The organism is Klebsiella oxytoca NBRC 105695 (genome assembly GCF_001598695.1).
In the GTDB taxonomy this organism is placed as follows: Bacteria; Pseudomonadota; Gammaproteobacteria; order Enterobacterales; family Enterobacteriaceae; genus Klebsiella; species Klebsiella oxytoca.
The window spans coordinates 345,053-358,212 of record NZ_BCZK01000006.1 but is presented as its reverse complement, the minus strand read 5'-3'; the positions used below and the strand labels follow the sequence as shown (position 1 = coordinate 358,212).

At 53.4% G+C, this 13,160-nt stretch carries 9 protein-coding genes and 6 tRNA genes; 4 read left to right on the top strand and 11 right to left on the bottom strand.

The genetic code is table 11. The features are described 5' to 3' along the window. Nucleotides 1-2: 2 nt before the first annotated feature. The 11 genes from KO1_RS13400 to nagB all read right to left on the bottom strand — a co-directional run bounded on the left by KO1_RS13400 (nt 3) and on the right by nagB (nt 6,815). Nucleotides 3-77 (bottom strand) — tRNA-Gln (locus KO1_RS13400). A gap of 44 nt (nt 78-121) precedes the next feature. Further along, nucleotides 122-198 (bottom strand) — tRNA-Met (locus KO1_RS13395). A gap of 24 nt (nt 199-222) precedes the next feature. Next, nucleotides 223-294, bottom strand: a tRNA-Gln gene (locus tag KO1_RS13390). Nucleotides 295-328: 34 nt separating this feature from the next. Further along, nucleotides 329-403, bottom strand: a tRNA-Gln gene (locus KO1_RS13385). Nucleotides 404-438: 35 nt separating this feature from the next. Beyond that, a tRNA-Leu gene (locus tag KO1_RS13380) sits at nt 439-523 on the bottom strand. A gap of 8 nt (nt 524-531) precedes the next feature. Further along, nucleotides 532-608, bottom strand: a tRNA-Met gene (locus tag KO1_RS13375). A 231-nt stretch (nt 609-839) separates the two neighbouring features. After that, nucleotides 840-2,501 (bottom strand): asparagine synthase B, encoded by a 1,662-nt coding sequence (asnB, locus tag KO1_RS13370; RefSeq protein WP_004100213.1) that lies wholly within the window; start codon nt 2,499-2,501, stop codon nt 840-842. A gap of 278 nt (nt 2,502-2,779) precedes the next feature. Continuing rightward, nucleotides 2,780-3,532, bottom strand: coding sequence for an HAD-IIA family hydrolase (locus tag KO1_RS13365; RefSeq protein ID WP_004100215.1), 753 nt, complete (start codon nt 3,530-3,532; stop codon nt 2,780-2,782). Nucleotides 3,533-3,577: 45 nt separating this feature from the next. Continuing rightward, nucleotides 3,578-4,798 carry a DNA-binding transcriptional regulator NagC gene (gene nagC, locus KO1_RS13360; protein WP_004100216.1) on the bottom strand — a complete coding sequence of 407 codons (1,221 nt, stop codon included), beginning with the start codon at nt 4,796-4,798 and terminating at the stop codon, nt 3,578-3,580. A 7-nt stretch (nt 4,799-4,805) separates the two neighbouring features. Continuing rightward, complete coding sequence (gene nagA / locus KO1_RS13355; protein WP_004100218.1) at nt 4,806-5,954, bottom strand: N-acetylglucosamine-6-phosphate deacetylase; 1,149 nt, start codon at nt 5,952-5,954, stop codon at nt 4,806-4,808. 60 nt (nt 5,955-6,014) lie between these two features. Beyond that, on the bottom strand, nt 6,015-6,815 hold the full coding sequence (gene nagB, locus KO1_RS13350; RefSeq protein WP_004100220.1) for a glucosamine-6-phosphate deaminase: 801 nt from the start codon (nt 6,813-6,815) through the stop codon (nt 6,015-6,017). Nucleotides 6,816-7,127: 312 nt separating this feature from the next. On the opposite strand from nagB, the gene nagE reads away from it, so the two are divergent. The 4 genes from nagE (at nt 7,128) to KO1_RS13330 (ending at nt 13,146) form a co-directional block, all read left to right on the top strand. After that, nucleotides 7,128-9,080, top strand: a complete 1,953-nt coding sequence (gene nagE, locus KO1_RS13345) for a PTS N-acetyl glucosamine transporter subunit IIABC (RefSeq protein ID WP_004100222.1) — start codon at nt 7,128-7,130, stop codon at nt 9,078-9,080. A gap of 177 nt (nt 9,081-9,257) precedes the next feature. Continuing rightward, on the top strand, nt 9,258-10,925 hold the full coding sequence (gene glnS, locus KO1_RS13340) for a glutamine--tRNA ligase (RefSeq protein WP_017146347.1): 1,668 nt from the start codon (nt 9,258-9,260) through the stop codon (nt 10,923-10,925). A gap of 437 nt (nt 10,926-11,362) precedes the next feature. Then, nucleotides 11,363-12,766 carry a chitoporin ChiP gene (chiP, locus tag KO1_RS13335; RefSeq protein ID WP_004100225.1) on the top strand — a complete coding sequence of 468 codons (1,404 nt, stop codon included), beginning with the start codon at nt 11,363-11,365 and terminating at the stop codon, nt 12,764-12,766. A 47-nt stretch (nt 12,767-12,813) separates the two neighbouring features. Continuing rightward, nucleotides 12,814-13,146 carry a ChiQ/YbfN family lipoprotein gene (locus KO1_RS13330; RefSeq protein WP_004100227.1) on the top strand — a complete coding sequence of 111 codons (333 nt, stop codon included), beginning with the start codon at nt 12,814-12,816 and terminating at the stop codon, nt 13,144-13,146. The last annotated feature ends 14 nt before the right edge of the window (nt 13,147-13,160 follow it).

Below are 13,160 nucleotides of genomic sequence, written 5' to 3'. Positions count from 1 at the left end.
ATTGGCTGGGGTACGAGGATTCGAACCTCGGAATGCCGGAATCAGAATCCGGTGCCTTACCGCTTGGCGATACCCCAATTTCTTTCTGGATTTATCGAACTGAATCAATAATTCCTTGATATGGTGGCTACGACGGGATTCGAACCTGTGACCCCATCATTATGAGTGATGTGCTCTAACCAGCTGAGCTACGTAGCCAGATACGTATTCTATTTTCGATGACTGGGGTACCTGGATTCGAACCAGGGAATGCCGGTATCAAAAACCGGTGCCTTACCGCTTGGCGATACCCCAATACCGTCGCGGTGAACCGCAAACATCGAAAATATGGCTGGGGTACCTGGATTCGAACCAGGGAATGCCGGTATCAAAAACCGGTGCCTTACCGCTTGGCGATACCCCAACAAAAAACTTTTACTTACAACGCGAACGAGTAAATGGTGCGGGAGGCGAGACTTGAACTCGCACACCTTGCGGCGCCAGAACCTAAATCTGGTGCGTCTACCAATTTCGCCACTCCCGCAAAAAAGATGGTGGCTACGACGGGATTCGAACCTGTGACCCCATCATTATGAGTGATGTGCTCTAACCAGCTGAGCTACGTAGCCATCTTTTTTTTCGCGTTACCTTATCGGCGTTGCGGGGCGCATTATGCGTATTGAGCTTTGAAGCGTCAACCTCTTTTTCATTGAAAATGGGCTGAAAGTAACTGTTTGGTTAGGTTGCGAACAGCGTGGCGCAATAATCGGCAATTATTGGTTATTTATCGTTTTTAGCGGCTTAAATAAGGCTCAAAGTAAAAACGGACTCCGAAGAGTCCGTTTGGCAAAAAACGAGGCTTAGTAGGCCGACTGGTGTACGCCCACCGCGCGTCCGGACGGATCGTTCATTTTTTTGAAAGATTCATCCCACTCGATCGCTTTTGCGGAGGAGCAGGCGACGGACGGGCCGCCAGGCACGCATTCTGCGGCGCTCGGTACCGGGAAGAGCTCTTCAAAGATCTCACGATACAGATAGGCTTCTTTCGACGATGGCGTGTTGTACGGGAAGCGGAAGCTGGCCGTTTCCAGCTGCTGATCGGAAATTTGTTCAGCGGCCACCTCTTTTAAGGTGTCGATCCAGCTGTAACCGACGCCGTCAGAGAACTGCTCTTTCTGCCGCCAGGCGACGCTTGCTGGCAGATAAGATTCAAAACATTCGCGCAGAATATGTTTTTCCATTTTACCGTTGCCGCACATTTTATCCTGCGGGTTGATACGCATTGCCACATCAAGGAACTTCTTATCGAGGAACGGCACGCGGGCTTCAACGCCCCAGGCGGACATCGCCTTGTTCGCACGGGCGCAGTCGAACATGTGCAGCGCCTGCAGTTTGCGTACCGTCTCTTCGTGCAGCTCTTTGGCGTTTGGCGCTTTATGGAAATAGAGATAGCCGCCGAACACTTCGTCAGAACCCTCGCCGGAGAGCACCATTTTGATGCCCATCGCTTTGATTTTACGCGACATCAGATACATCGGCGTCGAAGCGCGGATGGTGGTGACATCGTAAGTTTCAATGTGATAGATAACATCGCGAATCGCGTCCAGCCCTTCCTGGACCGTAAAGTGGATCTCGTGATGCACGGTACCCAGATGGTTAGCCACTTCCTGCGCGGCTTTCAGATCGGGGGCGCCTTCCAGCCCAACGGCGAAGGAGTGCAGCTGCGGCCACCAGGCTTCGGATTTTTCCTGATCCTCGACGCGGCGGGCGGCAAATTTCTTGGTGATAGCGGAAATTACCGATGAGTCCAGGCCGCCGGAGAGCAGTACGCCGTACGGAACATCGGACATCAGGTGGCTTTTCACCGACTCTTCCAGCGCCTGACGCAGTTCGTTTTTGTCCGTGACGTTGTCTTTCACCGCGTCATAGTCGAACCAGTCGCGCTGATAGTACTGGCGAATTTCGCCATCTTTGCTCCACAGGTAGCTGCCTGCCGGGAACTCTTTAATCGTGCGGCAGACCGGTACCAGCGCTTTCATTTCTGAAGCGACGTAGAAGTTGCCGTGTTCGTCGTGGCCCATATACAGCGGGATAATCCCGATATGGTCGCGACCAATCAGGTACGCGTCTTTTTCACTGTCGTAGAGCGCGAAAGCAAACATTCCCTGCAGATCGTCGAGGAAGTCCGGACCTTTTTCCTGATACAGCGCGAGGATGACTTCGCAGTCGGAACCGGTCTGGAAGGCATAGCGATCGCCGTATTCCGCGCGCAGCGCCTGATGGTTGTAGATTTCCCCGTTGACGGCGAGCGCGTGCGTTTTTGCGGCATTATACAGCGGCTGTGCGCCGGCGTTCACGTCAACGATTGACAGGCGTTCATGCGCCAGAATGGCTTTATCGCAGGCATAGACGCCGGACCAGTCCGGGCCGCGGTGGCGCATCAGGCGGGAGAGTTCCAGTGCCTTTTTACGCAGCTCGCCTGCGTCAGTTTTAATATCCAGTACGCCAAAAATCGAACACATAGCCTTCTCCGTTACCCTGTCTTATTTGATGTTGTGCAGGCTTCGTCTCGTTGCGAAGCCCTGGTGCGTGCTTAAGAAAATGCCGCAAAGGGGCGGAGGGCGCAAGGGTTTTACGGCTGGAAAAGGAAATAATGCAATGACGATTGCTGGATAGTGAAAAAAGAGCATGCTTTAAGCGCTTTCATTGAATGATATTTAATAATGAGGCTTTTTTATTAGATGAAGGGCTTTTTTGGGGCTTTAAAAGAGAAAAACCACGTCATGAGACGTGGTTTTATTCAGAAAATATCAATTTCCGCAACGGAAGGGTAAATCCATGAGGGGCGGAACGGCATGCTGTCGATATCATCGAGCGTGGCAACGCCCGAAAGCACCAGGATAGTTTCCAGACCGGCCTGGAAGCCCGCCAGAATATCCGTGCGCAGATTATCGCCGACGATAACCGTTTGTTCCGAATGCGCCTGCATTTTATTCAGCGCGGAGCGGATGATCCACGGGCTTGGTTTACCGACATAAAACGGCTTACGCCCGGAGATTTTCTCGATGCCGGCGCACAGCGCGCCGCAGGCCGGATAGTAGCCGCGGCCGTGCGTATCCGGGTTAGTGGCGATAAAGCGCGCGCCGTTGGCGACAAAAAACGCCGCTTTATGCATCATCTCCCAGTTAAAGGAGCGGGTCTCACCGACGATAACGAAATCAGGATTGACGTCAGTGATGGTAAAGCCGGCTTTGTACAGTTCGTGAATCAGCGCGCCTTCGCCGACCACATAGGCTTTTTTACCTTCCTGACGGCGCAGAAAATCCGCCGTGGCCATCGCAGAGGTATAAAAGGCAGTATCAGGGACATCAATTCCGGCGGTCGCAAAGCGGTTCGCCAGGTCCTGGCCGGTCTGCGAAGGGTAGTTAGTCAGCATCACCAGCGGCATCTCTTTTTCGAGAATGCGCTTGATGAATTCGGCGGCGCCCGGTACGGCCACATTGTCGTGCATCAGCACGCCGTCAATATCACAAATTACGTTTTGAATGGTCATGGACTGTCCGACATCGTTAAAGAAAGGCGAAACTATAAAGCGGCTTTAGCTTTCCAGCAAACGCTGGAGCAGGATCCCGTTAAGCATCGCGCGCTTGACCAGAGCAAAAGCGCCGATGGCAGAACGATGATCGAGCGTAGAACGGACCACCGGCAGATTTTTACGAAATGCCTTCAGCGCCTGGGTGTTAATGCAGCCTTCAATAGCCGGCAACAGCACTTTTTCCGCTTCGACGATCTCACCGGCAATCACCACTTTTTGCGGATTAAACAGGTTAATGGCGATGGCGATAGTTTTACCCAGATGACGGCCAACGTGCTCGATCACCTCGCAGGCCAGTGCATCGCCTTTATTCGCGGCTTTACAGATTGTTTTGATCGTACAGTCATCGAGGGAGATTTTGCTCTGATAACCCTGTTCCAGCAGATGACGAACGCGATGTTCAATTGCCGCGTTGGCGGCGACGGTCTCCAGACAACCGAAGTTACCGCAGTGGCAGCGCTCGCCTAAGGGGTCGACCTGAATATGGCCGATTTCGCCGACGTTACCGTTACGGCCAATAAAAATCCGCCCATTGGAGATGATCCCCGCGCCGGTTCCGCGGTGTACGCGCACCAGAATGGAGTCTTCGCAGTCGTGGCTCGCACCGAAGTAGTGCTCCGCCAGCGCGAGGCTACGGATATCGTGACCGACAAAACAGGTGACCTTAAACTTTTTTTCCAGCGCTTCGACCAGACCCCAGTTTTCAACCTGGATGTGCGGCATGTAGCGAATGACGCCGCTTTCCGGATCGACCAGTCCCGGCAGGATCACCGAGATGGCGATCAGTTCGCGGATTTTACGCTGGCAGCGCTCCATAAAGGCGGCAATGATATTTAGCAGCGCGTGTTCCAGGGTTTCCTGGGTTCTTTCCGGCAGCGGGTAGTGCTCTTCTTCAAGCGTTTTGCTGCTCAAATCATAGAGCGTCAGGGTGGCGTCATAGCGGCCCAGGCGTACGCCGATGGCGTGGAAGCTACGGGTTTCAGCAACGATGGAGATAGCGCGGCGGCCCCCGGTGGAGGCCTGCTGATCGACTTCTTTGATCAGCCCGCGTTCAATAAGCTGACGCGTAATTTTCGTTACGCTGGCAGGGGCAAGCTGGCTTTGTTCCGCAATCTGGATACGCGAGATGGGGCCGTGCTGATCGATGAGCCGATAAACGGCCGCGCTGTTCAGCTGTTTTACGAGATCGACGTTACCAATTTGAGCCTGTCCGCCTGCTGTCATACTTTACTTACTCAGTGACGACCTCGTTACCATTAACGATGGTCTTGGTGATTTTATAGTCGCGGGTAAATGCGGTCAGGTTAGCGACCATCCCCGGGGCAATGCAGCCCAACTGTTTGTCTACGCCAATCGCACGGGAAGGGTAGAGCGTTGCCATACGTAACGCTTCGTCCAGCGCGATGCCGCAATGCTCAACGAGGTTACGCACCCCTTCAATCATGGTCAATGAAGACCCGCTGAGGGTACCGTTCTCATCTACGCACAGGCCGTTCCGGTAGTATATTGTTTTACCAGCAAAAATGAACTGCTCAATATTGGCGCCTGCCGGAGCCGTTGCATCAGTAACGAGACACAGCTTATCGCCTTTCAGGCGTTTAGCGAGGCGAACGTTAGCGTAATCGACGTGCATACCATCGACGATAATACCGCAGTAGACATCCGGCTCGTCGAAAATCGCGCCGGCGAGACCCGGTTCGCGGCCGGTGATATACGGCATGGCGTTAAACAGATGGGTAGCGAAAGTGATGCCGGAGCGGAAGCCGACTTTTGCCTCTTTGAGCGTCGCGTTGGAGTGACCGGCGGAAACGATGATGCCTGCCGCGACCAGTTTACGGATCACTTCTGGTTCCACGCGTTCCGGCGCCAGGGTGATTTTGGTGATGACATCCGCGTTTTGACACAGGAAATCGACCAGCGCGGCATCCGGCTTACGTACGTAGTCCGGATTGTGGGTGCCTTTTTTAACAATATTCAGCCACGGGCCTTCAAGATGCAGACCCAGCGCCTGGTGAGGATGTTTTTGCAGGTATTCACGCATCACGCGCACGCCCTGTTTCATCAGATCATCGCTGGCGGTAATCAGGGTGGGCAAATAGCTGGTGCAGCCGGAGCGTTCATTGGCTTTCTGCATAATTTCCAGCGTTTCAACGGTCACCGCGTCCGCCGTGTCGTTAAACTGCACGCCGCCGCAGCCGTTAAGCTGGACGTCGATAAAACCGGGGGCAAGGATTGCACCATCAACCGAGCGCTGTTCGATACCGGTTGGCAGCTCTGTTTGAGGACAGATACGTTCGATAAGGCCATTGGCGATAACAATCGCATGGTCATCCAGAATTTCATGACCGGTATAAATCCGGCCTTGGGTTAATGCATACATTACGACCCCCGGTTATCAAAAATGATTGTCCCGCGGGGGCAGCCGCGGGACGAGACTACATTACAGACCTTTGATGTTTTCAGCTTCTAATTCGTTGAAATATTTCAGGGTCTTAACTTTTAGTTCCATGGTGGACGGCTCATCGCAGACCACAACGGCTTTCGGATGCAGCTGCAGACAAGTAATAGTCCACATATGGTTAACGTTGCCTTCAACCGCCGCCTGCAGCGCCAGCGCTTTCTGATGGCCCAGCACCAGAATCATCACTTCTTCCGCATCCAGCAGGGTGCCCACGCCAACGGTCAGCGCGTACTTCGGCACCTGATCAACGTCGCCGTCGAAGAAGCGGGAGTTCGCTACGCGAGTATCGTGGGTCAGGGTTTTAATACGCGTGCGTGAAGCCAGAGAAGAGGCTGGTTCGTTAAAAGCGATGTGGCCATCGTTACCCACGCCGCCCATAAACAGGTGGATTTTACCGTAAGAACGAATTTTTTCTTCATAACGACGGCATTCTGCATCAATATCCGGCGCGTTACCATTCAGCAGATTAATATTTTCCGCCGGGATATCAACGTGATCAAAGAAGTTGCGGTGCATAAAGCTATGATAGCTTTCCGGGTGATCTTTCGGCAGACCAACGTACTCATCCATGTTGAAGGTCACAACATGCTTAAAACTAACCTGGCCTGCTTTGTGCATCTCAACCAGCGCTTTATAAGCGGTCAGAGGCGTACCGCCGGTAGGCAGACCGAGGACAAACGGACGGTCTGCAGTCGGTTTGAACGCGTTGATGCGGTTAACGATATGCCGGGCAGCCCATTTACCGACTTGTTCAGCAGTTACCAGGGGGATCAGTCTCATTGTTCACCTCAATAGTTAAATTAGAACCTGGCGGATTGGCGCCAGCATACTAGTAAGAGTATTGCAGTTACTGCGCCGACCGGGGTCAATCCGTGTTGATTTTTTGAATGATAAAATAAGTTTTCGTTGTTAGCCAGTCAAAGGCGGAGGTTAATACGATATTTGGTGACTATTGTCACAAAAAATAGCCATTTAATTTGCGAGACGAATTAATTTTTCAGACACTTTGCAGGTAAGTTAAAAATTTAACCAGGTTACACAATAATAAAGTGGCTTTAATGAGCCTCAACGGGGTCTCATAGGGGGAATAAGATGAATATTTTAGGTTTTTTCCAGCGACTCGGTAGGGCGTTACAGCTCCCTATCGCAGTGCTGCCGGTCGCGGCGCTGCTGCTGCGATTCGGGCAACCCGATCTGCTTAACATTTCGTTTATCGCGCAGGCGGGCGGGGCAATCTTTGATAACCTGGCGCTGATTTTCGCTATCGGTGTTGCATCCAGCTGGTCGAAAGACAGCGCCGGTGCCGCAGCGCTGGCGGGGGCGGTAGGTTACTTCGTATTGACTAAAGCGATGGTCACCATCAACCCGGCCATCAACATGGGCGTCCTGGCAGGTATCATTACCGGTCTGGTCGGCGGCGCTGTGTATAACCGCTGGTCGGGCATCAAACTGCCTGACTTCCTGAGCTTCTTCGGCGGCAAACGCTTTGTGCCGATCGCAACCGGCTTCTTCTGTCTGGTACTGGCAGCCATCTTCGGCTACGTCTGGCCGCCGGTGCAGAACGCCATCCATGCTGGTGGTGAATGGATTGTCGGCGCGGGCGCGCTCGGCTCCGGTATCTTTGGTTTCATCAACCGTCTGCTGATCCCGACGGGTCTGCACCAGGTGCTGAACACCATCGCCTGGTTCCAGATTGGTGAGTTCACTAACGCTGCTGGGGCGGTATTCCACGGTGATATCAACCGCTTCTATGCCGGTGACGGCACCGCGGGGATGTTCATGTCCGGCTTCTTCCCGATCATGATGTTCGGTCTGCCGGGCGCGGCGCTGGCGATGTACTTCGCGGCGCCTAAAGAGCGTCGTCCTATGGTCGGCGGTATGCTGCTGTCGGTTGCCATCACCGCATTCCTGACCGGTGTGACTGAGCCGCTGGAATTCCTGTTCATGTTCCTGGCGCCGCTGCTGTATCTCCTGCACGCTATCCTGACCGGCATCAGCCTGTTCGTTGCGACGGCGCTGGGTATCCATGCGGGCTTCTCTTTCTCTGCAGGCGCTATCGACTATGTTCTGATGTACAGCCTGCCGGCAGCCAGCAAGAACGTCTGGATGCTGATTGTGATGGGTGTTGTCTTCTTCGTTATCTACTTCCTGCTGTTCAGCGCGGTAATCCGCATGTTCAATCTGAAAACGCCGGGTCGTGAAGATAAAGTGGATGATGTGGTCACTGAAGAAGCCAACAGCAATACCGAAGAGGGCTTAACCCAGTTGGCGACCAACTACATTGCGGCGGTTGGCGGTACCGATAACCTGAAAGCGATCGATGCCTGCATTACCCGCCTGCGCCTGACCGTTGCGGACTCCGCGCTGGTAAACGATGCGGCCTGTAAGCGCCTCGGTGCTTCCGGTGTGGTTAAACTGAACAAGCAGACCATCCAGGTTATCGTCGGTGCGAAAGCCGAATCCGTCGGTGATGAAATGAAGAAAGTGGTTGCCCGCGGCCCGGTTGCCGCAGCAGCAGCGACTTCAAACAGCGCGCCCGCAGCCGCTCCGGCCGCTAAACCGCAGGCCGTCGCTAACGCGAAAACCGTCGAAGCGCTTGTTTCGCCGATTACTGGCGACATTGTGGCCCTGGAGCAGGTGCCGGATGAAGCCTTCGCCAGCAAAGCCGTCGGCGACGGCGTGGCGGTGAAACCGACCGATAAGATTGTTGTTGCGCCGGCAGCGGGCACCGTAGTGAAGATTTTCAACACTAACCATGCTTTCTGTCTGGAGACGGAAAACGGCGCGGAAATCGTCGTCCATATGGGTATCGATACCGTTGCGCTTAACGGCCAGGGCTTTAAACGCCTGGTGGAAGAGGGCGCGGAAGTGAAAGCGGGTCAGCCGATTCTGGAACTGGATCTTGAGTTCCTGAACGCTAACGCACGTTCGATGATTAGCCCGGTCGTATGCAGCAACAGCGACGACTACAGCGCGCTGGTTATCCAGGCAACCGGCAAGGTTGTAGCGGGCCAGACGCCGTTGTACGAAATTAAAGGCAAATAAGACTCCTGAGTGGCGTTTATGCCTCGGCGGCGCAGCGAACCTGCGCCGCTTTTTTTTACCGCAAACAACCCCATAATCTCCTTCTGATACGTATTTTGCGTAACTAATAGTTGTCTCTACGCCCTGCTTGTAAGATCATGTGCCGTTATACGTTGTTTACGCTTTGAGGAACCCACGATGAGTGAGGCAGAAGCCCGCCCGACTAACTTTATTCGTCAGATCATTGATGAAGATCTGGCTACTGGTAAGCACACCACCGTTCATACCCGTTTTCCACCGGAACCGAACGGCTATCTGCACATTGGCCACGCAAAATCTATTTGCCTGAACTTTGGTATCGCTCAGGATTACCAGGGCCAATGCAACCTGCGTTTCGATGACACCAACCCGGTGAAAGAAGATATCGAATACGTTGAGTCGATTAAAAACGACGTGCAGTGGTTAGGTTTCCACTGGTCCGGGGATGTTTGCTACTCGTCTGATTATTTCGATCAGCTGCACCAGTATGCGGTTGAATTAATCAATAAAGGCCTGGCCTACGTTGATGAACTGTCAGCGGATGAGATCCGTGAGTACCGCGGCACCCTGAAAGAGCCGGGTAAAAATAGCCCGTATCGCGATCGCAGCGTGGAAGAGAACCTGGCGCTGTTTGAAAAAATGCGTAGCGGTGGATTTGCCGAGGGTAAAGCCTGCCTGCGCGCGAAAATCGATATGGCTTCGCCGTTTATCGTGATGCGCGATCCGGTACTGTACCGTATTAAGTTTGCCGATCACCATCAGACCGGAAGCAAGTGGTGCATCTACCCGATGTACGACTTTACCCACTGCATCAGCGATGCGCTGGAAGGAATTACCCACTCTCTGTGTACTCTCGAGTTTCAGGATAACCGCCGCCTGTACGATTGGGTGCTGGATAACATCAGCATTCCCGTGCATCCGCGTCAGTATGAATTCTCGCGCCTCAACCTTGAATACACCGTGATGTCCAAGCGTAAGTTGAATCAGCTGGTGACGGAAAAACACGTCGAAGGCTGGGATGACCCGCGTATGCCGACCATTTCCGGCCTGCGCCGTCGCGGCTATACCGCTGAGTCTATCCGTGAGTTCTGCAAACGCATCGGCGTGACCAAGCAGGACAACACTATCGAAATCGCTGCCCTGGAATCCTGCATCCGCGAAGATTTGAACGAAAATGCTCCGCGTGCCATGGCCGTTATCGACCCCGTTAAGCTGGTGATCGAAAACTATCCGCAGGGCGGCAGCGAAATCGTCACTATGCCGAATCATCCCAATAAACCGGAGATGGGTAGCCGCGAGGTGCCGTTCAGCGGCGAAATCTGGATCGATCGCGCCGACTTCCGCGAGGAAGCGAACAAGCAGTACAAGCGTCTGGTGCTGGGCAAAGAAGTTCGCCTGCGCAATGCTTACGTCATCAAAGCGGAGCGCGTGGAGAAAGATGCGGAAGGCAATATCACCACGATTTTCTGTACCTATGATGCCGACACCCTGAGCAAAGATCCGGCCGACGGTCGCAAGGTGAAGGGCGTGATTCACTGGGTGAGCGCGGCGCACGCGCTGCCGGTCGAAATCCGTCTGTACGATCGCCTGTTCAGCGTACCGAACCCGGGCGCGGCGGAGGATTTCCTCTCGGTGATGAACCCGGAATCGCTGGTTATCAAACAGGGTTTTGCCGAGCCAAGCCTGGCGCAGGCGCAGCCGGAAAAAGCGTATCAGTTCGAGCGCGAAGGGTATTTCTGCCTGGATAGCCGCTATGCAACCGCAACCAATCTGGTGTTTAACCGCACCGTCGGTCTGCGCGATACATGGGCAAAAGCCGGCGCGTAATTCTCCGCCGCGAATGACAACGCCGCTTACAGCGGCGTTTTTTTTATTCAGAATCAGAGAATTAAAATCTCATATTTTCGCGATGCGAATTAATCTCTTTTACAGATTGTAATAAACGCGATTTTTAACCCTTTCTCTTTATCCCCTGGAAATATGTAATCGCTTTCATTTCTCTTAATTTTGTCAGTTTTTGCAAGCACTTCCCCCGCTAAATGTGTGACTTCTAAGACTGAAACAAAAAGACATAAATTATGTGCGCTTTGTCATAATCTTCATCTTTGGTCGGCGAAAGAGATTGATAATTCGCGTCACGAAAAATAGTCTATAGCCAGTGGTTATGCGAATTTTTACCGCACCACTTTTAAAGTATTTTTATTTTATTTTTTGCGTGTTGCCCCTGGTAACCGCACTTTTAAAACGTCAAAGAGGATATGCATATGCGTACGTTTAGTGGCAAACGTAGTACGCTGGCGCTGGCTATTGCCGGTGTCACAGCCCTGTCAGGATTTGCAATGGTGCCGGATGCAAAAGCAGAAGGGTTCATTGATGATTCAACGTTAACCGGCGGCATCTATTACTGGCAACGTGAACGCGACCGTAAAGATGTGACCGACGGCGACAAATATAAAACTAACCTGTCGCACTCTACCTGGAACGCCAACCTCGACTTCCAGTCCGGCTACGCCGCCGATATGTTCGGCATTGACGTTGCTGCCTTTACCGCCATCGAAATGGGCGAAAGCAGCGAGAGCGGTCACCCGAACGAAATCGCTTTCTCCTCGCGCAATAAAACCTACGACGAAGACTATTCCGGCGATAAGAGCGGGATCAGCCTGTATAAAGCTGCCGCAAAATTTAAATTTGGTCCGGCGTGGGCGCGCGCGGGCTATATTCAGCCAACCGGCCAAACGCTGTTGGCTCCGCACTGGAGCTTTATGCCCGGCACCTATCAGGGCGCGGAAGCCGGCGCTAATTTTGACTATGGCGACGCGGGCGCGCTGAGTTTCTCCTATATGTGGACGAACGAGTATAAAGCGCCGTGGCATATTGAGATGGATGAGTTTTACCAGAACGATAAGAAAACCAAGGTGGATTACCTTCACTCTCTCGGCGCCAAATATGATTTTAAAAACGACCTGGTGCTGGAAGCGGCATTTGGTCAGGCCCAGGGTTACATCGACCAGTATTTTGCCAAAGCCAGCTATAAATTTGATGTTGCAGGCACGCCGTTAACCACCAGCTATCAGTTCTACGGCACCCGCGATAAAGTCAGCAACGGCGGGGCTAACGATATTTATGACGGCACCGCGTGGCTGCAGGCATTGACCTTTGGCTATAAGGTGGCCGACGTGCTGGACCTGCGTCTGGAAGGAACCTGGGTTAAAGCTGACGGCCAGCAGGGCTACTTCCTGCAGCGTATGACGCCAACCTACGCCTCTTCTAACGGTCGGCTGGATATCTGGTGGGATAACCGCTCGGACTTCAACGCCAACGGTGAAAAAGCGGTGTTCTTCGGCGCGATGTATGACATGAAGAACTGGAACATGCCGGGCTGGGCCTTCGGTGCATCCTATGTCTATGCCTGGGATGCGAAGCCGGGCAGAATGTCCTCGCCTGATGCCTACTACAACCCGGATAAACGCCTGGAAGAGTCCGCCTATAGCCTGGACGCCATGTATACCGTTCAGGAAGGGCGCGCGAAGGGCACGCTGTTCAAACTCCACTTTACGCAATACGACAACCACTCTGATATCCCGAGCTGGAGCGGCGGTTACGGCAACATCTTCCAGGATGAGCGCGACGTGAAGTTCATGGTTATCGCACCGTTCACCATTTTCTGATGCCTGAGCGGCGGGCGTGAGCCTGCCGCAATATCCCGAGGTTATTTATGAAGAAGTTACTGCTTGTCGCCATTATGGCAACAGGTCTGGTTGCCTGTACGCAGTCGCCAGCGCCGAAAGAAGACTCAAAGTTGAGAGACGCCTACAGCGCCTGCATTACTAGCGCGGAGGGGAACCCGGATAAGGTTGAAGCCTGTCAGAGCGTACTGAACGTGCTTAAGCAGGAGAAACAGCACCAGCAGTTCGCCACCCAGGAAAGCGTGCGGGTGCTGGACTATCAACAGTGTATCCAGGCGCGCAAAACCGGTAACGATCAGGCCGTGCAGGCGCGCTGCGACCAGCTCTGGAAAGAGATCCGCAGCAACAATACGCCCCGTTAATCCAGGCGGAGAGG